Source organism: Streptomyces sp. NPDC039424 (genome assembly GCF_055639495.1).
The window spans coordinates 196,542-216,030 of record NZ_JBVKAI010000011.1 but is presented as its reverse complement, the minus strand read 5'-3'; the positions used below and the strand labels follow the sequence as shown (position 1 = coordinate 216,030).

Here is a 19,489-nt window from a genome sequence, read left to right as displayed (position 1 = left end):
TTCCGCCTCGCGTCGTCTCCTCAGGGGAAACGCCTGCCGGCCCCCAGGCGGTTCCGGTGCAGCTGCTCCTGCACTCCGATGCGCTCCCGCAGCCGGGTCAGGCGCGGCATCCGGGAGCGCTGCTCGCGGGAGACGCGGTCCAGTTCCTCCAGCAGGCGGCGCGAACGGTGCTCGGTGTCGAGCTCGTCGATGACCCGGTTCACCTCGGTCAGGACGGCGCCGAGCAACTGCCAGTTGCGGGGGTCGCGCTCGGCCTCCGCCCGGAGCGCCACGGCCAGCTTGTCGCGGGTGGCGGCGGCGGTGTGCAGTTCGGCGGTGAGCCGGGCCTCCGCCGACTCCGCGTTGGTGCTGAGATGGGTGGTCACCAGCACCGCGAAGCTGACCACGGCGTCGGCGATCTCGGACAGCAGCTGCTCCACCAGGGCGCCCGGCTCCGGCGCGAACATCGGCTCCGGGTCGCGGGCCTTCGCCAGGTCGGTGAAGGAGCGGGCCAGCACCCGCAGCACGACCACGCAGATCTCCAGCGTGTCCAGGCCCGTGCGCAGCACCACCCGGTGCAGCAGCCCCTCCCGGACCCGGGGATTGAGCCGCAGGCTGTCCTCGGCCTGCCGCAGGGCCGCGTCCACCTCGACGATGTCGTGGTCGAGGCGGCGCGCCTCGTACAGCCGCGCGGTGGCCGACTCCACCGGTGTGCTGGACGCGGCCTCCTCGCCCACCCGCAGCATCAGCCGCCGCAGCCGCCGCGCCAGACCCTCGATGGACTCCCCGGCCTTGTCCACCCACACCGGCGGAGGCATCAGCAGGTTGCAGGCCATGCCGACGACCGCGCCGATCAGCGTCTCCAGGATCCGGGCCCACGCCGTGTTCCCGACCGTGGTGACGCCGAGCACCAGCATGGCGCTGATCGCCACCTCGGGCACGTACTCGTCGACCCGCACCAGGTGCCCGACGGCCAGCGCCGCCACGATCAGCAGCGCCAGGCTCCACCAGGTCAGACCCACCAGCAGACTGAAGGCGATGGCCACCAGCACCCCGGCGACCACGGAGTTCACCCGGCGGATGCCGTTGGTGAGCGTGGCGTACAGGGTCACCTGGACGACCAGCAGCGCGGTCAGCGGCGCGGTCAGCGGCGCCGGTTCCGGACTCAGCCGCAGCGCGATGACGTAGGCGATCGACGCCGCGACGGCCGACCGCAGGGCCTGTACGACGACCGGGTCACGCCGACGCCGCAGGATGCGCGACAGGGGCGCCGTCCACTCTCGTACAACTTGCATCGTTGCCCCTGTTCCCGTTCAGGGGGCTCATCGAACACATCGATCCGCCGAGTGGCAAGGAGTCACTCGGGTGTCCTGGTCCGCCTCAGACGACCAGCTTGTCGAGGAAGGCGGTCAGATGGCCAGTCGTACGGGCTATCTGCTCCTCCAGTGTGAGGCTCTCCTCGAACCGGACCCCGGAGTCCGGGACCTTCTTCCCGCGTACGTACAGGGAGCAGGCCAGGTCGGTGCACATGTACACGCCGACCGAGTTGCCCTCGCGGCCCGCGGCGCCCGCCTTGCGGGCCGTCATGAGGGACACGCCGCCGCCACGATGGGTCGTCAGGCACAGCGAGCACATGCTGCGGTGCAGGAACCCGCGCCGCGCGGAGGGGAAGCGCAGGGCCACGCCGACGAGCCGGCCGTCCCGCTCGGTGACGAGGTAGCTGCGATCGGGCGCGCCGGGATCCCGCCAGCCCAGGAAGTCCAGGTCGTCCCAGGGGCGCTGGTCGAGATCGCGGGGGGTCGCCAGCCGCTTGGCCTCGCCTTTCGAGCAGTTGACGAACGAGTTGCGGATGTCCTGCTCGGTGAGTGACCTCATGAGGGGCTCCTGGGATCGACGGAAGCGGAAACCTAGGGGCATTAGGTTCCTGGCGGCAAGGTTAGGCGGAATCTGGGAGGGGGATCCAATGGATTTGCCGCTCCCCGGGGCGGCGGCAGGTCCGCACGGCCTCGCGCCGGCCCGCTCGCGCCCGGCACAATCGCCGATCGTGGAGATCACCGCACGCGAACTCAACCGTGCCACCCTCGCCCGTCAGCTCCTGCTGAGCCGTGAGCCGCTGGGCGTCGGTGACGCCGTGCGCCGTGTGGTCGCGCTCCAGGCGCAGCACGCCGCCTCGCCGTACGTCGCGCTGTGGAACCGGATGGACGGCTTCGACCCGGCCGACCTGGACGCCGCCTTCACCGACCGTACGCTGGTCAAGGCGACCTTGATGCGGATCACCCTGCACGCCGTCCACGCCGACGACCACCGTGTCTTCCGGGAGGCGATGCAGCAGACGCTGTACGCCTCCCGGCTCGGCCACCGCTTCGCGGCGGCGGGGCTCACCCCGGCGGACGCCCATGAACTGGTGCCGCCCTTCCTGGAGTTCGCGGGCCGACCGCGTAGCGCGCAGGAGCTGCAGGCGTGGCTGGAGGAGCGGCTCGGTCCCGAGAGGACGGCGGGGGCCTGGTGGGGGCTGCGGGCGTACGCTCCGCTGGTGCACGTGGTCACCGGCGGCCCCTGGTCGTTCGGCTTCCGGCCGTCGTACGTCGCCGCGTGGCCGGGGCCGGTGCCGACCCGGCACGAGGTGGTCCCGGAGGCGCTCCAGGCGCTCGTCCTGCGCTACCTGGCCGGGTTCGGACCGGCGTCGGTGGCGGACATCGCGCAGTTCGCCCTGGTGCGGCGGGCCCCGGTGCGGCAGGCGCTGGGCATGCTGCGGGGGCAGGTGGAGGAGCTGAAGGGCCCCGCCGGCACGGTCCTGTTCGACCTCCCCGGCGCCCCGCGTCCGCCCGCCGACACCCCGGCCCCGCCCCGTCTGCTGGGCATGTGGGACAGCGTCCTGCTGGCGTACGCCGACCGGGGCCGGGTGATCCCGCCGGACCTGAGGCCCCTGGTGATCCGGGTCAACGGCGACGTGCTGCCGACGCTGCTGGTCGACGGCCATGTGGCCGGGGTGTGGCGTCCGGTAGAGGGCGGCATCGAGGCGACCGCCTTCCACGACCTGTCGCCCGGGGCGTGGGACGGGCTCGCCGAGGAGGCCCGCTCCCTCACCGCGTTGCTGGCCGGCCGTGACCCGCGGGCCTACGGCCGGTACGACCACTGGTGGGCCAAGCTGCCCGGCGGCCGGGTGCGGGTGCTGCCGGGCTGAGGAGTTCGGGGCGGGGAGGGTCCGAGGCCGCCTCCCAGCCACCCCCCACCTCTTAGCTCACAGCGTGAACTAAGGGTTGGGCGAATGTCGCGCCGGGCCTGCCCCCAAGGGTATGTTGCAGCTCGGGCAGGGTTCGAAGGGAGCCACATGACGGGGCGGAACGGGCGCACGGTACGCGATCTCAGACGGGGCAACCGTACGGCGGTGCTGCAACGGCTGTACTTCGACGGCCCCCTCAGCCGCTTCGAGCTCGGCCCGGCGACCGGGCTGAGCTCCGGCTCCGTCAGCAACGTCGTCGCCGACCTGATCGCCGACGGGCTGGTCGAGGAGGCCGGCAGCGTCGACTCCGACGGCGGCCGGCCCCGCACCCTGCTGCGGGTGGCCCCGGACAGCGGCCACATGATCGGCGTGGACATCGGCGAGACCCGCGTCCGGGTGGAGCTGTTCGACCTCACCCTCACCGAACTGGCCCGCGCCGAACGCCCGTTGACGCAGCAGCGGTACGACGTCGACGTCATCGTCTCGCACGTACGCGACGGCGTCACCGAGGTCCTCGCGGGTGCGCGGGCCGCCCCCGAGCAGTTGCTCGGCGTGGGCGTCGGCGTCCCGGGCATCGTCGAGCACACCGCCGACCGGGGCGCCGTGGTGCACGGGCAGACGATCGGCTGGGACGCCGTCCCGCTGGAGTCCCTGCTCCGCTCGGGCCTGCGCCTGCCCGACACCGTCCCGTACTTCATCGACAACGGTGCCAAGACCCTGGGCCAGGCCGAGATGTGGTTCGGCGCCGGGCGCGGCGCCCGCAACGCCGTCGTGGTGCTGTTCGGCTCCGGCGTCGGCGCCTGCCTCGTCACCCCGGATGTGGAGCACGGCCGGGCCGTCGAGTGGGGGCATCTGACGGTACGGGTGCGCGGACGCCGCTGCCGCTGCGGCGCGCTCGGCTGCCTGGAGGCCTACGCGGGCGCCGAGTCGCTGCTCGCCCGCTGGCGGGAGGAGGGCGGACATCCGCCGCACGGCGCCGACGAGGAGAGCGCGCTCACCGCGATGCTGGCCGCGGCCTACCCGCCCGAGGGCACCGCCGCCGACCCGGTCGCCCTCGCCGTGCTGGAGGAGACGGCCGAGTACCTCGGCGCCGGCCTGTCCGACCTGATCAACCTCTTCCAGCCCGAGCGGATCCTCATCGGCGGCTGGGCCGGGCTCCAGCTGGGCTCCCGCTTCCTGCCCGCCGTACGCCATCACGCGACCGCGTACGCGCTGCGCCACCCGGCCGAGAAGGTCACCATCGAGCTGGGCCGGCTGGGCCCCGACGCGGTCACCGTCGGCGCCGCGGTGCTGCCCCTGGCGGACTTCTTCGCGCACGGCGGCCGACGCGCTCGGCCGGCCGCCGAGGACCGGCTGCCGGCCTGGCGGACGGCGCTTCAGGAGCGCGCACCGCACCGGTGACACGGTCGAGCGTGCCCGGTGGCCGCGGGCTCAGTCCGCGGGCTCGTCCGGCACGGGATGCTCGGGGTGCACCGAGCCCGAGCGCGGCGCGCCCTGCCGCCCCGTCCCCGCCTCGTCGGTGTCGGGGACGTTCTCCTCGACGCCCTCGGCTTCCTCGTCGGGCGTGCTGCCGGAGGCCGCCTCCCACGGGTCCTCGGCGGGGCTCGCCTGCTGGTCCTGCATGTCCCGTGGAACGGGCGCACCGCCCTCCACAGGTCCTTGGTGGCGGTCGTGGGCCACGGCGTTCTCCCCTCGGGTCGTTGTGCGGACTGTTGCGGGTACCGTGCCGGTGACCTGCGAAACCTCAGCCGACCTTCCGCCCCCGCATCGGTGCGGTGTCCGCCCCGGCGCCCTGCTGGAGCCCGCCGAGGAACTCCCGCAGCACCTCCGTCGCGGTGCGCGTCGCCTCCCAGCCCAGATCGGTACGCGCGCGCGTGCAGTCCATCAGGGGCAGGCGCAGCACCGCGTCGAAGAGGTGCGGGGAGGCGGGCAGCAGGTGCAGCCCCCAGGCGGCGGCGATGGCGGAGCGGGCCGCGGTACGGGGCAGCCAGACCGGGCGGGTGCCCAGCATCCCGCTCAGCAGATCGGCGTCGACCGGCGGCTCGGCCGCCAGGTTGTAGGCGCCCCGCGCGTCCGGTGACCGCAGGGCCAGGCGGTAGGCCGCGGCCGCGTCGTCGGTGTGCAGCGCCTGGACCCGCAGACCGGGTACGTCGGGAAGGAAGCGCAGCAGCTCGGGGCGGGCCAGCGGGCCCGGCAGGAAGCGGCCCCCGAAGATGCGGCGCTGCTCGCTCGCCGACTCCCGCTTGAAGAGGAAGGCCGGCCGCATGCGCACCACCCGCACATCGGGGTGGTCGCGCTCGAAGATGTCCAGGGCGCGTTCCAGATAGGCCTTCTCACGGCAGTACGCGGCGTCCGGCCAGCCGTGCGTGGGCCACGACTCGTCCACCGCTTCGTCCTTCGGCCCCGGTGAGTACGCGCCGACCGACGAGGCGTGCACCAGCACCGGCACCCGGGCCGCGGCCACCGCCTCGAACACCCGGATGCCGCCGAGCACGTTGGTCCGCCAGGTCTTCGCCGGATCGTGCGTCGGCTGGAAGGCCCACGCCAGGTGGATCACGGCGGTGGCCCCCTGGAAAGGCCCGGTCAGATCGGCCTCTTCGGAGGACAGGTCGACGGCGGCCCACTCGGTCTTCGCCGGTGCCCATTCGGGCGTGCGGCGGGCCAGGCCCCGCACCCACTCGACCTGCGGATCCTCCGAGAGCAGGCGCACCACACTCGTACCGACGTTGCCGGTGGCGCCCGTGACCACGACCCTGCTGCCCGCTGCGCTGCTCACCTTCGGCTCCTCTCGGCGGCGGTCGGCGACTGGACCGCCCGAGTACCCGGTCCGCGCGGGACGCAACGGCCCGCCGGGCCGTGACGCCGCGGCATGAGAAAGCCCCGACCGGACGGGGGAGACCGGTCGGGGCAGCAGATGGGTGGGCGCGGATGGCGGTCGCCTCTCGGCGAAAGGCTCCACAGGGCTTCAGCCGAACGATCGTCCCTGTGGGCAAAAGGTGAGGCCCGGGGACACTGTCCCATCCGCACCCACGGATGGTTCAACGGGGAACCACCGGTTGTTGTTCCGGAGTTCGCCACGATGTGTGGTGACGCGTGTCATGCCTGTCACTCCCCGGAGTCGTCGGCCGAGGACGGGATGGTCTCCGCCCACAGGTTCTCGGCCTGCAGCAGCAGCGACCCGAGGACCGCGGCCCGGGGCGCCTCCCGCCCCGCGTGCTCCCGCAGCCCGTCCTGCAGACGCCGCCGCAGCTCCCGTCGTACGTCCTCGGCGCGGTCGTCGTCCGGTTGCTCACCCGAGTGCCCGTCGGGCCCGTCGGTGCCGTCGCCGGAGTCCTCGCCGAGCAGGCGGCGGCCCTCCGTGTGGCAGGCCTGCGCGATCATGTCCAGCAGGTCCGCGTACGCGTCCAGCACCGCCGCGTCCGGAGGCGTGGCCGTACGCCCCTCGTCGGCCGCGACCGCGAGCGTCCGGGTCAGGGCGCGGACATGACCGGTCACCCGGCTCCAGCGCTCGTCCTCCGTCTCCGGCGGCACGTCCGAGGGGACCCGGCGCAGGACGCGCAGCGGGCCGTTGGTCAGCCGCAGGCTCTCCCGGCTCCAGGCGCGGGCCGAGTGCAGCGCCTCCAGGCGGTGCTCCAGCCGGGACGAGCCGTGCGACCAGTCGGCCGCGGTGTCGGCGTCCCATTCCCCGCGCCGCAGGCCGGCGGCGATGGCGCACAGCACGTCACCCGCCTCCCGGGCCAGCGCCGCGAGGTTCTCCCGTACGTCCCGCAGGTGGATCGGCGGGAGTACGAACGCGTTGACGGCCACCCCGATCACCGCGCCCAGCGCGGCCTGGCCCACCCGGTGCCCGACCGCGGCCGCCGAGACGCTGCCGGAGGCCAGTGTGAACACGGCGGTGGTGGCGCCGTAGATCCCCTGGTCGCCGAAGCGCGACCAGTTCGACAGCAGCATCAGCACGGGCAGGCACAGCGCGAGCGCGCCCAGCGTGTCACCGGTGACCGCCTGCGCGGCGGAGGCGAGCAGCGTGCCCACGCAGATCGCGGTGCACTGCTGCGCCGCCTGCCGCAGCGAGCTGTACACCGTGGCCTGCACCATGACCAGCGCCACCCAGGGCGCCATCAGGGCCAGCGGGTCGCCCAGCCAGTCCTTCGCCACCAGCCAGGCCAGCAGCGCGGCACCGGCGGCCTTCAGCGACTGCACCACCAGGTCCCGTTCCCGGCCCGGGCCGCGCCAGGCCGCCCGCACGGAGTGGCCGACGCCTCGCGCCCCTCGGCGCACCACCTGACGTGGGGTCTGTGTCACGCTTGTCATCCGGTCCGGGTATCCGAAGATCACGATTCCTCAGCAGCGAAATTCCTTCGCCGCGAAAAATGGGTGCCGGTCAGGCCAGCGGGCTGTCCGCCAGGGACGCCAGCAGATGCGCGGGGTCGTCGTAGACCGCCTCCGCGCCGGCCTCCTCCAGGTCGGCGCGCGGAATGCCGCCGCACAGCACGCCGACGCAGCGCACCCCGGCCCGGCTGCCGGCCCGCATGTCCCACACGGTGTCGCCCACGAACACCGCCCGTTCGGCGGGCACCCCGGCCAGCTCCAGGGCGTGCTCCACGGGCTCGGGCGCGGGCTTGCCGTGCGTCACGTCGTCGGCGCTGGCGGTGGCGGTGATGGCGTCGTCCGCGTCGATCGCGCGGCGCAGCGCGCCCAGCTCCGGCCCGCTCGCGGAGGTGGCCAGCACCACCACCCAGCCGTCCCGGTGCAGTCGCCTGAGCAGTTCCCCGGCGTCCCGGAGGGCGGGCAGGCGGTCGAAGTACTGGCCGTACAGGGCCTTGTGGGCGGCGCTGAGTTCGCCGTCCAGCTCCTTGTCCCGGTCGTCGCCGAGCAGGTGGGCGACGAGGTCGTCCGAGCCGAGGCCGACGGCCCGGTGGACGGCGTGCATCGGTACCCGGTGGCCCGCCTGCCGCAACGCCTCCCACCAGGTCGTGACGTGCAGGTGGTTGGTGTCGACGAGCGTTCCGTCGACGTCGAAGACGGCGGCACGGTCCATCCGGGGGGTCCTTTCTCTCGCGTCCGGCACGGGTACCACGTCAGACGTCCGCCACGCCGGACGGTGTCCGGCGCTCCCGGGCCCAGGCCAGCAGTTCCCCGAGGGACCAGGTGGTCACCACCCGCTCGGCCGGCACCCCGCACTCCTCAGCCCGCGCGCAGCCGTGGATCTGCCAGTCCAGCTGGCCGGGCGCGTGCGCGTCGGTGTCGATCGAGAACAGCACGCCCGCCTCGACGGCCCGGCCGAGCAGCCGCCGGGGCGGATCGAGGCGCTCCGGACGGGAGTTGATCTCCAGGGCCGTGCCCGTCTCGGCGCAGGCGGCGAACACCTCCTCCGCGTCGAACTCCGACTCCGGCCGCCCGCGCCCGGTCAGCAGCCGTCCGGTGCAGTGCCCGAGGACGTCGGAGTGCGGGTCGCGGACGGCGGCCACCATGCGGCGGGTCATGGAACGGGCGTCCATCCGCAGCTTGGAGTGCACGGACACGACCACCACGTCGAGCCGGTCGAGCAGCTCCGGTTCCTGGTCGAGCGAGCCGTCCTCGAGGATGTCGCACTCGATGCCGGTCAGCAGCCGGAACGGCGCCCAGGTCTCGTTCAGCTCCGCCACGACCCGCAGCTGTTCCCGCAGGCGCTCGGGGGACAGTCCGCGCGCCACCGTCAGCCGCGGCGAGTGGTCCGTCAGCACCGCCCACTCATGGCCCAGCCCGGCCGCCGCCCGGCCCATCTCCTCGATCGGGCTGCCGCCGTCGGACCAGTCCGAGTGCAGATGGCAGTCGCCGCGCAGCAGCGCCCGCAGCCGTTCGCCGCCGTGTGCGAGGGGGCCCGCCGCCTCGCCCTCCAGCTTCCGCAGGTAGCCGGGCACCTGTCCGGCGAGCGCCTCACGGACCACCTGCGCGGTCTTCGGGCCGACTCCCTTGAGCGACTCCAGCGTCCCCGCCGACGCCCGCTCGGCCACCTCCTCGGCGGACAGCCCGGCGAGCACCCGGGAGGCCGTACGGAAGGCACGTACCCGGTAGGTCGGCGCCTGGGACCGCTCCAGCAGGAAGGCGATCCGGTCCAGCGCCTCGACGGGCTCCAGCGCCATCTCCACCGCCCCTTCGTCCTCCTCGTCCCTGGGTGCCCCTCCAGGGTTCCCCAGCTGCCCCCGGGCCGCACCACGGCCGTCCGGTTTGCCCGCGGTGCGCCCGGGTACTGCGATCTCCCGCAGCTGCCGCACGCAGGAGGAGGCCCGTCATGTCCGCTCCCGCCGCACCGCGCCCGAAGGTGGCCGTCGTCACCGGCGCCGACTCCGGCATCGGCCGCGCCACCGCCGTCCGCCTGGCCCGGCAGGGCGTGGACGTCGGCATCACCTGGCACAGCGACCTCAAGGGTGCCGAGGAGACCGCCGAAGAGGTGCGGGCCGCCGGACGGCGGGCCGCCGTCACGCAGATGGACCTCACCCGGCTGCCCGGCGCCGCGGGCGCGGTCGACGAGCTGTGCGACCGGCTCGGCCGGCTCGACATCCTCGTGAACAACGCCGGTACGGGCACCTCGACGCCCTTCCTCGACCTGGAGCCGGAGACGGTCCGCGAGGTCCTCGACGTCGACCTGCTCGGTCCCTTCCTGTGCGGGCAGCACGCGGCCCGGCACATGATCCGGCAGGGCGACGGCGGCCGGATCGTCAACGTGACCTCCGTCCACGAGTACCAGCCCAGGGTGGGCGCGGCCCCGTACTGCGCGGCCAAGGGCGGCCTCGGCCTGCTCACCCAGGTCATGGCCCTGGAGCTGGCCGAGTACGGCATCACGGTCAACGCCGTGGCGCCCGGTGAGATCGCCACGCCCATGACCGGGCAGGAGGACACGGACCCGCACACCGAGAGCCGCCCCGGAGTCCCGCTCGGGCGGCCGGGCGACGCACGGGAGGTGGCGTCCGTGATCGCCTTCCTGGCGGGCCCGGACGCCTCCTACGTCACCGGCGCCTCCTGGGCCGTAGACGGCGGCATGCTCCGGATGGGCCCGATGGCCGGTTCGCACCTCGGGAGCGACGACTGGCGCCGCCCCTGAGCCGCGGGACGCGTCGCGTTCTACGCTCTATTGCATGACCGAACAAGCAGCCCCCTACATATCGCACCCGCGGATCCTGGTGCACGGGGTGATGCCGGGCAAGCCGGGCACCCCGCCCTTCCGCATCGTGGAGATAGACGGTCAGGTGGTGGGTGAGGCGAAGGCCGTCACCGACGTCCTCGAAGCCGCCGCCGCGTACGGCATCACCGTCCACGACCTGGACGACCCGGACACCGTCCGCTGGGTGGGCGGCGACAAGTTCACCTGGGCGCCGCGCTAGGGTCGCGGTTCAGCCGACGGTCCATTTCTGGTTGGCGCCGCCCGTGCAGCTCCAGATCTGCAGCCGGGTTCCGTTTGCCGGATTGTTGCCGGTGACGTCCAGGCACTTGTCGGCCTGCGGGTTGACGATGTCGTGCGCCGCGGAGAGGGCCCATTTCTGGTTCGGGCCGCCCGTGCAGTCCCACAGCTGGACGGTGGAGCCGTCCGCGGTGCCGTTGCCCGTCACGTCCAGGCATTTGCCGAGCGCCCGGATCGTGCCGTCCGCGCCCACCGTCCACTGCTGGGCGCCGGTGCCGTTGCAGTCGTACAGCTGTACGGGTGTGCCGTTGGCGGGGTTCGCCCCGGCCACGTCGACGCACTTGCCGGCCAGGCCCCGGATCGGGACCCCGGTCGTGGAGCCGGCGGTCGTCACCGACACCGAGTCCACCACCAGCTGCTGGGGGAAGGCGGTGGAGCCGTCCGGGTCGCCGGGCCAGTAGCCGCCCACGGCCAGGTTCAGGATCAGGAAGAACGGCTTGTCGAACACCCAGGTCCGTCCGCCCAGGTCGGCGGGCGTACGGCGCTGGTAGACCGTGCCGTCCACCGACCAGGTGAGGGAACCGGGTGCCCAGTCGACGGCGAAGGTGTGGAAGGCGTCCGCGAAGGCCTGGCCGTTCGGGAGGGAGTAGGCGGCGCCGATGCCGCCCGAGCCGGAGTAGCCGGGGCCGTGGATGGTGCCGTGCACGGTCGAGGGCTCGAAGCCGACGTTCTCCATCACGTCGATCTCGCCCGAGGCCGGCCAGCCGTCCTGCCCGATGTCGTTGCCGAGCATCCAGAACGCGGGCCACATGCCCTGCCCGCGCGGGATCTTCATCCGGGCCTCCACGTGCCCGTACTGCGCGGTGAACCGCCCGGAGGTGTTCAGCCGCGCCGAGGTGTACTGGCAGCTGCCGTACCAGCACTGGTAGCCCGCCGGGTTCTCCCGCCGGGCGGTGACGACCAGGTGACCCTGGCCGTCCAGGGCCGCGTTCCTGGTGCCCGAGGTGTAGTACTGCCGCTCGTGGTTGCTGACGTTGTCGCCGGTCTCGGTCAGCCACTTCGAGGAGTCGACGGCCGCGCCGGCGGGCCCGTCGAAGGTGTCGGAGAAGGTGACGGCGGCGGCACCGGGGTCCGGGGCGTCCGCCTGTGCCGGGCCGATCGCGGCGGACGCGACCAGCGCGGCGGACAGGGCGGCGAACAGGCATCTGCGGAGCAGGCGTGGGGTGGCCACGGCTCTCCTTCCGTGGGGGGATGGATGCGTCGCCACTTGATTTAAGGAGTGAGATAAAGAGTCGTCAATAGCTTGGTACGGACCAGTGGCCCCGGGGTGGCTACCGCGTCCGGCGCGCGTGCACCGTACGGCTGAGCCGCCGCCCCAGGAGCAGGTAGCCCACCAGCGCCCCGGCGGTGTTGAGGATGACGTCGTCCACGTCGAAGGCGCGCCCGGTCACCAGCAGGCCCTGCGCCAGTTCGACCAGCAGCATCACGGCGGCGGTGAGCAGCAGCACTTTCAGGATCCCGCGCGTCCGTGGCGCGAGGACCGGCACCAGCACCCCGAACGGGACGCCCAGCAGCAGGTTCCCGCCGATCTGCTTGACGGCGTCGCGCAGTTCGGGCTGGTCCAGATATGCCTGGAGTGAACGGCCCGGGTGCAGGTTGGTGTGCGTGAGGGACACCGACGCCGGGGAGGGCTGGAGGGTGAGCCGGGCCAGGACGACGGCGAACGCCACCATGAAGGCGAAGGCGACCAGCATCGCCAGCAGCCGCACGGGCAGCGGGAGTACGTGGTGCCCGGGTTTCTCCGGCCGCGCCGCGCCGGGTGTCTTGGCGGTGCGGCCCGTCCTGAGACCGCGCAGGTGCAAGGCGGTACGGCCCATCTGGTCCTCCAGTCTTCAACTTCCCTGCGTGACAAGCCGGTTACCCGGGAACGGGCCGGGGATGCCGCCCGGCTCGTTCGCGGGCCGCGCACACCCCCCGGTTTCCGGACGCGCTGCCGGGGCACTCCGGGCTCAGGCCCGCGCGCCGTCGCCTGCTCCGGCGGCGGCGGTGCTTGGATGCCCCAAGCGGCGAAAGCCCATGAAGCGGACATCGCTGAAGCAGACATCGCCGGATGAGAAACCGGCAGTCCGGGGAGGTGGCGCGTGAACCGGCGTACGGCCCTCCTCGCCGTAGGCGAGTGGCTCGCCTGGTGGGCCGGGCTCGCCCTGCTGTGGCTGGTGCTGATCAGCACCGTCGACACCCTGGAGTGCGCGGTCGGCGCGGGCGCGGCGGCCGTCTCGGCGCTCGCGGCCCGGGCCGCGCGACGGGCGGTGGACTGGCGGTGAACGGCTGGATCCTGGCGGCGGCCGTCCTGCTCGCCGGAGGAGCGGGAGCCGCCCTGTGGGGCGTGGCCACCGGTCCGCTGCGGCGCCGGGTCATGGCCCAGAACCTGATCACCTCGGCGGTCTGCCCGAGCCTGCTGCTCCTCTCCCAGGGCTACGGCCGCCCCTCCTACGTCGACCTCGCCCTGCTGCTCGCGCTGCTCGGCCCGGTCGGCACGCTCGTCTTCGCCCGGCTGCTCGCCGACGAACTGGAGGACGACCGGCCGCGCGCCTGGGCACCGACCTGGGCCGCCGCGGGCCTCGGCGCGGCCGTCGTACTCGTCCTGTGCGCGGCCACCGGACCGAGCCGCGCGACGGCCAAACTCCTCGTCATCGGCGCCCTCCTGATCGGCGGCAACCTCGTCGCCTCACGCGCGCTGTCCGGCGGAGTGCGGGGGGTGGGCCGTGGCTGACGTGGGCACCGCCCGGGGCGCTCGCCGTCCGGGAAAGCGCGGGCGTGTCATGGCCGACGGGATCGCCGTCCGGCCCAAAGGCGGGTGTGGCGTGACGGGGAAGGGTGCGGACCGACGGGAGCGCGCGGGTGCCCCGGCCGGTGGGATCGGCGTTTGGCGGGAGGCCGGGGGGTGCCGTGGCTGACGTGGTGATCGTCGTCGCCCTGCTGCTGGTGGCCGCCGCCGCGACCGCGGCCGTGGCCACTCGGGACCCGGCCCGCCAGGCGCTCGTGCTGTCCGTCCTCGGCGTGCTGCTCGCCGTCCTGTTCACCGTGCTCCAGGCCCCCGACGTCGGCCTGTCCCAACTGGCCGTCGGCTCCGCGCTGACCCCGCTGCTGCTGATGCTGTCGGTGCGCAAGGTGCGGCGGCGGCCACGGGCGAAGGACGGCGACCGGTGAAGCCCCGTACCCGGCTGTGGCTGCTGGCCGTGGGCGGCGCGGGCCTCGCCGCCCTCCTCGTCGCCGCCTGCCTCGACCTGCCGTCCTTCGGCGGCCGGCGGCACCCCTACGGCGAGCGGGCCGTGCACGCCTCCCTCGCCCGGCACATCGCCAACACGATCGCCTCCGTCAACTTCGACCAGCGCGCCTACGACACCTTCGGCGAGATGACCATCCTGTTCGCCGCCGTCCTCGGCTGCGTGGTCCTGCTGCGGCAGGCCCGCGACGAACACCGGGCCCCGCCCGAACCCGCCGAGGTGGCCCTGCCGGTGCGCCGCTACGCCCTGCTCGTGCTGCCCGTCGCCCTGCTCACCGGCCTCTATGTGATCGCCCACGGCCAGCTCAGCCCCGGCGGCGGCTTCCAGGGCGGTGTGGTCGCCGCGACCGCCCTGCACCTGCTGTACCTCGGCGCCGACTACCGCGCCCTGGAACGCGTCCGCCCCCTCGGCCTGTTCGAGGCCGGCGACGCCCTCGCCGCCTCCGCCTACCTGGTGCTGGGCCTGGCCGGACTGCTCGCCGGGACCGCCTTCCTCGCCAACATCCTGCTGCCGTACGGCACCTTCAACACACTCTCCTCCGGCGGCACCGTCCCCCTGCTGAACGCGGCCATCGGCATGGAGGTCGCCTGCGCGGTGGTCGTACTGCTCGCCCACTTCCTGGACCAGGCCGTCGAGATCGAGGAGGAGAACGGGAGTTGAGACCACTGTGACCGCCGTGCTGCACGTCCTTCCGTACCTGGTCGCCGTATGGGTGTTCCTGACCGGCTGCTACGGCCTCGCCACCAGCCGCAACCTGATCCACGCCGTCGGCTGCCTCTCCGTGTGCCAAGCCGCCACCTACGTCCTGCTGCTCGCCGTCGGCTACCGCGCCGGCGGCACGGCCCCCGTCTTCTCCGACCTCCGGCCCGGCTCGCGCCCGGTGGTCGACCCCGTCGTGCAGGCCCTCGCCCTCACCGATGTCGTCGTCGGCGCCACCGTCACCGCGCTGCTGCTCGCGCTCGTGGTCCAGATCGCCAAGCGGCACGGCACGGTCGACCCCGACGAACTCTCCGAGCTGCGCGGCTGATGCACCACCTGCTGCCACTGCTGGTCGCCGTGCCGGTGCTGGGCGCCGCCCTGCTCGTCGCCACCGGCCGCCACCTGCCCCGCCTCGCCGCCGAGACCGCCGCCTGCGCCGTCTCCGGCGCGACGGCGGCGCTCGCGATCGTCCTGCTGCTCCACTCGTCCCCGCCGTTCGTCGAATGGGCCGGCGGCTGGGTGCCCGTGGGCGGCGAGAGCGTCGGCATCGTGCTGACCGGGGACGGACCGGCACTCGGCATGGCCGCGCTCGCCTCGCTGCTGACGCTGGCGGCGCTGGTGTACTCCTGGCACTACTTCGACGAGCCGCCGCGTGGTCACGCGGGCTCCTTCCCCGCGCTGATGCTGCTCTTCCAGGGCGGCATGTGCGGGTTCGCGATCGCCGGCGACCTGTTCAACGCGTTCGTGTTCTTCGAGCTGATGAGCGTCGTCGCCTACGCGCTGACCGGCTACCGGATCGACGACCCCAAGGCCGTGCAGGGCGCGGTCACCTTCGGTGTCGTCAACTCCCTCGGCGCCTACGGCCTGCTGATGGGCATCGGCCTGCTGTACGCCCGCACCGGTGAGCTGGCCATGACGAAGATCGGGCGCGGACTCGACACCGCCGCCACGCACGGGCGGCCCGACGCGCTCGTCCTCGCCGCCTTCGTGCTGGTCATGACCGGCCTGCTGGTCAAGGCCGCCACCGTGCCCTTCCAGTTCTGGCTCCCCGACGCGCACGCCGTCGCGCCCACCCCCGTGTGCATGCTGCTGTCCGGCGTCATGGTCGAACTCGGCGTCTACGGCGCGTGGCGGGTCTACACCACCGTCTTCTCCGGGCCCGGCGGCATCCCGCCCGCCGACCTGGAGCGGGCGCTGGTGGTGCTCGGCGCGGTGACCGCGGCCGTCGGCGCGGTGATGTGCTGGTACCAGCGGCACATCAAGCGGCTGCTGGCCTACTCCACCATCGCCCACACCGGGCTGTTCCTCGTCGGTGTCGGCGTGCTCAAGCCCGAGGCCGACGACGGCGTCGCGCTGTACGTGCTCGGGCACGCCGGAGTGAAAGCCGCCCTGTTCGCCTGCGCGGGCATCCTCCTCGACCGGTACGGCAGCGTCGACGAGCACGCCCTGCACGGCCGGGCCCGGCGGCTGCGCGCGGTCGCCGTCATGTTCACCGCCGGCGCCCTGGGCCTCGCGGGCCTGCCGCCGTTCGGCACGGCGCTCGGCAAGTCGGTCACCGAGGAGGCCGTGGGCGGCCCGCTCACCGTGCTGTACGTCGCCGCCTCCGCGGTGACCGCCGCGGCCGTGCTGCGGGTCGCCACCCGGGTGTTCCTGGGCCTCGGGCCCCGCCCCGAGGACGCCTCCGAGGACGAGACCACCGGCTGTGACGAGGAGCCCGAGACCCGGGGCAGACTGCGCCGGATCCCGGACACCATGACCACCGTCCCCGCCGTCCTGCTCGCCGCCGCCCTCGCCGTCGGCGTGGCCCCCGGCTTCCCGGAGGCGGTCGCCCACGCCGTCAACGAGGCCGGGTCAGGTGGTGCCGAGGCCGCCGTCGGCTGGACCCCGGAGGGCGTCCTGTTGGGCCTGCTGTCCACGCTGCTGGCCGTCGGCCTCGCCGCGCTGGCCGTCACCCGCCCGGACTGGACCGCCGCCCCGGACCGGGCGCGGGCACTGCGCCGGCTGCAGTCCGGGCACGTCGGGGACTACGTGGCCTGGCTGCTGCTGGGCACCACCGTGCTGGGGGTGCTGGCCCTGCCGGGCGTGCTGGGCGGCTGAGCCCGCCCGACGGGTCGCGTCAGGTCCCGTACGAGACGTGCACCTCCTTGAAGCCGAGCGAGCCGAGCAGGCCCTGCAGCATGTCCGTGGTGTTCTTCTCGGCCCGCGCGGTCAGCCCGCTGCCCCTGGCCGCCTCGCCGATGTGCCGCACCGCGAGCTCCTGCACGGCGTGCTCGCTGTTGGGATTGTCCGAGAAGAGATCACCGAGCCGGTCGAGCAGTCCGCGCTGCTTGGAGACGGCGTAGGAGTGGTCCGCGTCCAGGGCGGGCTTGCCGAGCAGCGCGTGCGGCAGCCGGAGCGTGGCCGACGTACGGTCGCCGTTCACCGTCACGTCCTCCTTGCCCACCCGGCCGAGGTCGACGTAGGCGTCCACGGTGCCCGCCCCGACGTACAGGGTGCGGGTGCCGCGGATCGCGTCGGGCAGGTACTTGGCGTCCTTCTCCAGGTCCACGACGACCTGGAAGGTGCCGGAGGCCGCGTCGTAGCGGCTGAGGTCCCGGATGGACTTCAGCAGCGTCGGGCCGGAGCGGTCGTGCGTCTCGGTGCCGAACAGGTCCTTGATGCCCGGCAGCACGGCCAGCCGGATCCCGGCGAACAGCACCGCGAGCACCAGCACCACCGCGGTCACCACCTTCGCCCAGCCGGGCATGCGGCTGGGCAGGCGCCTGGGCAGGCGCCTGAGGGAAGTCGTCATACCGACGGTCCTCCTTCCTACAGTGCGCATGCCCGGCAAACTCCGCGACAGACCGGCGCGTTGAGGCCGGACGGCGGCTCCTTCTCCTGGGACGGCACACCCGTGCCTGGTGAGGGGACCGGTGTCAGTAGCATGAACGCGGCCCGTAATGATCATGCGAGGAGCCGATCGTGCGAGACATCGCCGTCTTCAGTGGCAGTGCCCATCCCGAACTGGCGCGGGAGGTCTGCGCCCACCTCGGCGTGCCGCTCAGCCCGACCCGCGTCAGCCGGTTCGCCAACGACTGCCTGGAGGTGCAGCTCCAGGCCAACTGCCGGGAACGGGACGTCTTCCTGATCCAGCCGCTGGTGAAGCCGGTGCAGGAGCACCTCGTGGAGCTGCTGCTGATGTGCGACGCGGCCCGGGGCGCGTCCGCGGCGCGCATCACGGTCGTCATGCCGCACTACTCCTACGCCCGCTCCGACAAGAAGGACGCCCCGCGCATCTCCCTCGGGGGCCGCCTGGTCGCGGACCTGATGGTGGCGGCGGGCGCCGGCCGGGTCCTCGCCATGACCCTGCACGCGCCGCAGGTGCACGGCTTCTTCTCGATGCCGGTGGACCATCTGCACGCACTGCGGGAGCTGGCCGCGCACTTCCGGCAGTACGACCTGACGCGCACCACCGTCGTCTCGCCGGACCTCGGCAACGCCAAGGAGGCCGCCGCGTTCGCCCGGCTGATCGGCGCCCAGGTGGCGGCCGGCGCCAAGCAGCGGTTCGCGGACGACCGGGTGAGCATCAGCTCGGTGATCGGCGACGTGGCCGGGCGGGACGTCATCGTGCTGGACGACGAGATCGCCAAGGGCAGTACGGTGCTCGAACTCCTCGAACGGCTGCGGGAGTTGGGCCCGCGATCGATCCGGGTCGCGTGTACGCACGGACTGTTCGCGGCGGGCGCCCTGAAGCGGCTGAGCGAACAGCCGGACGTCCTGGAGATCGTGTGCACCAACACGGTGCCGGTCCCCGAGGACGAGCACACCGACAAGCTACGGATCCTGTCGATCGCCCCGGCGCTCGCCGAGGCCGTACGCCGCATCCACAACGGTGAGTCCGTGAGCGCCCTGTTCGACGAACCGAGAACCGCCTAGGGCCTGTCCGGCGGCTCAGGTCGCAGGAAAGTCATAGCGAGCCGGACGTGGCCTCGGGCTGTCCCAGGGCCTCGTCCAGTGTCGGCCGCGGCGGCAGCAGGCGGGTCAGCCCCATGACCCGGAAGACGCGCAGGGTCAGGGGGTGGGTGCAGACGAGGTGCAGCTGCCCGCCGCGGTCGAGCACCCGGCCGCGGGCCCGGTACAGCAGGCGCAGCCCCGAGCAGTCGAAGAACTCGATGTGCCGCAGGTCGATCACGACGCGGGCGCCGGGCCGGGCCGTCACCCGGTCCAGGTACGGAGCGATCTCCGTGGCCGCCGCGATGTCGATCTCGCCGCGGAACTCCAGCACCGTGTGCCCGCGGTCCTGGTGGATGCGCAGGTGCCGGGTGAGTGGTGCGGGGTCCTGGTGCATGCCGGCGTCACCTCCCACCCGTGCCGGGTCATCCGCTCCCCGCCCAGCAAGTTACCCTCGATAGAGGGAATTTGAGCATGTTCGATTGACATATGTCTTCGACTTTGGCGTGTGTCTTGCTGTGGTCTGCGTGACAGGGCGCCGACGGGCACGACCTAGGACAGGGCGTGCCAGGCCTTGGTGAGTGCCTGGCGGAACTGCTCCTCCTGGTGGGCCGTGAGGTCGGTGACCATGCGCTCCTCCAGCTCCCGCACCGGACCGGCGAACCCCGCGAGCAGCTCGCGCCCGGCGTCGGTGAGCAGGATCAGCAGCTCGCGCCGGTTGCGCGGATTGCGCTCCCGGCGCACGAGTCCGCGGCTCTCCAGGGACCGGACGAGGTCGGCCATGGACTGGGCGGTGACGAACGAGTCGCGCGCCAGCTGCGCCGCCGACAGTCCGTCGTGCCGTTCGAGGACGGTGAGGGCCGTGTACTGCAGGGCGGTGATCCCCGCGGGCTTGACCAGCTCGTCCAGATGAGAGCGCACCACGAGCTCCACTTGCTTGACCATGTAGAGCAATGATGGGCGTGTGCGTGTACCGACCATGCGTGAACCCTA

Annotated in this window: 23 protein-coding genes; 11 read left to right on the top strand and 12 right to left on the bottom strand. The window is 73.2% G+C overall.

Annotated elements, in window-relative coordinates; genetic code table 11:
* Nucleotides 1-20 precede the first annotated feature (20 nt).
* Nucleotides 21-1,274 carry an FUSC family protein gene (locus tag ACZ7L0_RS26480; RefSeq protein WP_471245048.1) on the bottom strand — a complete coding sequence of 418 codons (1,254 nt, stop codon included), beginning with the start codon at nt 1,272-1,274 and terminating at the stop codon, nt 21-23.
* A gap of 85 nt (nt 1,275-1,359) precedes the next feature.
* Nucleotides 1,360-1,854, bottom strand: coding sequence for an FBP domain-containing protein (locus ACZ7L0_RS26475; protein WP_471245047.1), 495 nt, complete (start codon nt 1,852-1,854; stop codon nt 1,360-1,362).
* Between the two features lie 169 nt (nt 1,855-2,023).
* Here ACZ7L0_RS26475 and ACZ7L0_RS26470 point away from each other — a divergent pair, with 169 nt between their 5' ends.
* The gene (locus ACZ7L0_RS26470) at nt 2,024-3,163 is read left to right on the top strand and encodes a winged helix DNA-binding domain-containing protein (protein ID WP_471245046.1); all 1,140 of its coding nucleotides are present in this window, start codon (nt 2,024-2,026) and stop codon (nt 3,161-3,163) included.
* Between the two features lie 147 nt (nt 3,164-3,310).
* Nucleotides 3,311-4,603 carry an ROK family protein gene (locus ACZ7L0_RS26465; protein WP_471245045.1) on the top strand — a complete coding sequence of 431 codons (1,293 nt, stop codon included), beginning with the start codon at nt 3,311-3,313 and terminating at the stop codon, nt 4,601-4,603.
* 30 nt (nt 4,604-4,633) lie between these two features.
* On the opposite strand, the gene ACZ7L0_RS26460 is transcribed toward ACZ7L0_RS26465, so the two are convergent.
* The 5 genes from ACZ7L0_RS26460 to ACZ7L0_RS26440 all read right to left on the bottom strand — a co-directional run bounded on the left by ACZ7L0_RS26460 (nt 4,634) and on the right by ACZ7L0_RS26440 (nt 9,318).
* Nucleotides 4,634-4,882, bottom strand: coding sequence for a hypothetical protein (locus tag ACZ7L0_RS26460; RefSeq protein ID WP_471245044.1), 249 nt, complete (start codon nt 4,880-4,882; stop codon nt 4,634-4,636).
* A gap of 64 nt (nt 4,883-4,946) precedes the next feature.
* The gene (locus tag ACZ7L0_RS26455) at nt 4,947-5,978 is read right to left on the bottom strand and encodes an NAD-dependent epimerase/dehydratase family protein (RefSeq protein ID WP_471245043.1); all 1,032 of its coding nucleotides are present in this window, start codon (nt 5,976-5,978) and stop codon (nt 4,947-4,949) included.
* Between the two features lie 329 nt (nt 5,979-6,307).
* On the bottom strand, nt 6,308-7,513 hold the full coding sequence (locus ACZ7L0_RS26450; protein ID WP_471245042.1) for an FUSC family protein: 1,206 nt from the start codon (nt 7,511-7,513) through the stop codon (nt 6,308-6,310).
* A gap of 70 nt (nt 7,514-7,583) precedes the next feature.
* Nucleotides 7,584-8,240: an HAD family hydrolase gene (locus ACZ7L0_RS26445; RefSeq protein ID WP_471245041.1), complete on the bottom strand. Its 657-nt coding sequence runs from the start codon at nt 8,238-8,240 to the stop codon at nt 7,584-7,586.
* Between the two features lie 40 nt (nt 8,241-8,280).
* Nucleotides 8,281-9,318, bottom strand: a complete 1,038-nt coding sequence (locus ACZ7L0_RS26440; protein ID WP_471245110.1) for a PHP domain-containing protein — start codon at nt 9,316-9,318, stop codon at nt 8,281-8,283.
* Nucleotides 9,319-9,473: 155 nt separating this feature from the next.
* Between ACZ7L0_RS26440 and ACZ7L0_RS26435 the strand changes: the two genes are divergently transcribed.
* The gene (locus tag ACZ7L0_RS26435; protein ID WP_471245040.1) at nt 9,474-10,283 is read left to right on the top strand and encodes an SDR family oxidoreductase; all 810 of its coding nucleotides are present in this window, start codon (nt 9,474-9,476) and stop codon (nt 10,281-10,283) included.
* A 34-nt stretch (nt 10,284-10,317) separates the two neighbouring features.
* Complete coding sequence (locus ACZ7L0_RS26430; RefSeq protein ID WP_471245039.1) at nt 10,318-10,563, top strand: hypothetical protein; 246 nt, start codon at nt 10,318-10,320, stop codon at nt 10,561-10,563.
* Between the two features lie 9 nt (nt 10,564-10,572).
* Here the strand turns inward: ACZ7L0_RS26430 and ACZ7L0_RS26425 are convergent, their stop codons facing one another.
* A complete protein-coding gene (locus ACZ7L0_RS26425; protein ID WP_471245038.1) occupies nt 10,573-11,811 on the bottom strand; it encodes a ricin-type beta-trefoil lectin domain protein in 1,239 nt (412 codons plus the stop codon).
* Nucleotides 11,812-11,911: 100 nt separating this feature from the next.
* Nucleotides 11,912-12,457 carry a VanZ family protein gene (locus ACZ7L0_RS26420; RefSeq protein WP_471245037.1) on the bottom strand — a complete coding sequence of 182 codons (546 nt, stop codon included), beginning with the start codon at nt 12,455-12,457 and terminating at the stop codon, nt 11,912-11,914.
* A 264-nt stretch (nt 12,458-12,721) separates the two neighbouring features.
* Between ACZ7L0_RS26420 and ACZ7L0_RS26415 the strand changes: the two genes are divergently transcribed.
* The 6 genes from ACZ7L0_RS26415 to ACZ7L0_RS26390 all read left to right on the top strand — a co-directional run bounded on the left by ACZ7L0_RS26415 (nt 12,722) and on the right by ACZ7L0_RS26390 (nt 16,663).
* Nucleotides 12,722-12,904, top strand: coding sequence for a hypothetical protein (locus ACZ7L0_RS26415; RefSeq protein WP_471245036.1), 183 nt, complete (start codon nt 12,722-12,724; stop codon nt 12,902-12,904).
* Nucleotides 12,901-13,353: an MrpF/PhaF family protein gene (locus ACZ7L0_RS26410; RefSeq protein ID WP_471245035.1), complete on the top strand. Its 453-nt coding sequence runs from the start codon at nt 12,901-12,903 to the stop codon at nt 13,351-13,353. Before ACZ7L0_RS26415 ends, ACZ7L0_RS26410 begins: the two co-directional genes overlap by 4 nt.
* Before the next feature lie 176 nt (nt 13,354-13,529).
* A complete protein-coding gene (locus ACZ7L0_RS26405) occupies nt 13,530-13,790 on the top strand; it encodes a Na(+)/H(+) antiporter subunit B (protein ID WP_471245034.1) in 261 nt (86 codons plus the stop codon).
* Complete coding sequence (locus ACZ7L0_RS26400) at nt 13,787-14,527, top strand: MnhB domain-containing protein (RefSeq protein ID WP_471245033.1); 741 nt, start codon at nt 13,787-13,789, stop codon at nt 14,525-14,527. Before ACZ7L0_RS26405 ends, ACZ7L0_RS26400 begins: the two co-directional genes overlap by 4 nt.
* 19 nt (nt 14,528-14,546) lie before the next feature.
* Nucleotides 14,547-14,894: a sodium:proton antiporter gene (locus ACZ7L0_RS26395; protein ID WP_471245109.1), complete on the top strand. Its 348-nt coding sequence runs from the start codon at nt 14,547-14,549 to the stop codon at nt 14,892-14,894.
* Nucleotides 14,894-16,663 (top strand): complex I subunit 5 family protein, encoded by a 1,770-nt coding sequence (locus tag ACZ7L0_RS26390; RefSeq protein WP_471245032.1) that lies wholly within the window; start codon nt 14,894-14,896, stop codon nt 16,661-16,663. Before ACZ7L0_RS26395 ends, ACZ7L0_RS26390 begins: the two co-directional genes overlap by 1 nt.
* 19 nt (nt 16,664-16,682) lie before the next feature.
* Here the strand turns inward: ACZ7L0_RS26390 and ACZ7L0_RS26385 are convergent, their stop codons facing one another.
* Nucleotides 16,683-17,357, bottom strand: coding sequence for a DUF4230 domain-containing protein (locus ACZ7L0_RS26385; protein ID WP_471245031.1), 675 nt, complete (start codon nt 17,355-17,357; stop codon nt 16,683-16,685).
* A 170-nt stretch (nt 17,358-17,527) separates the two neighbouring features.
* On the opposite strand from ACZ7L0_RS26385, the gene ACZ7L0_RS26380 reads away from it, so the two are divergent.
* A complete protein-coding gene (locus ACZ7L0_RS26380; protein ID WP_471245030.1) occupies nt 17,528-18,481 on the top strand; it encodes a ribose-phosphate diphosphokinase in 954 nt (317 codons plus the stop codon).
* Nucleotides 18,482-18,512: 31 nt separating this feature from the next.
* On the opposite strand, the gene ACZ7L0_RS26375 is transcribed toward ACZ7L0_RS26380, so the two are convergent.
* Together ACZ7L0_RS26375 and ACZ7L0_RS26370 are read right to left on the bottom strand one after the other, a co-directional pair.
* Nucleotides 18,513-18,893, bottom strand: a complete 381-nt coding sequence (locus ACZ7L0_RS26375) for an anti-sigma factor antagonist (protein WP_471245029.1) — start codon at nt 18,891-18,893, stop codon at nt 18,513-18,515.
* Between the two features lie 155 nt (nt 18,894-19,048).
* Nucleotides 19,049-19,477, bottom strand: a complete 429-nt coding sequence (locus ACZ7L0_RS26370) for a MarR family winged helix-turn-helix transcriptional regulator (protein WP_471245028.1) — start codon at nt 19,475-19,477, stop codon at nt 19,049-19,051.
* Nucleotides 19,478-19,489: the final 12 nt, after the last annotated feature.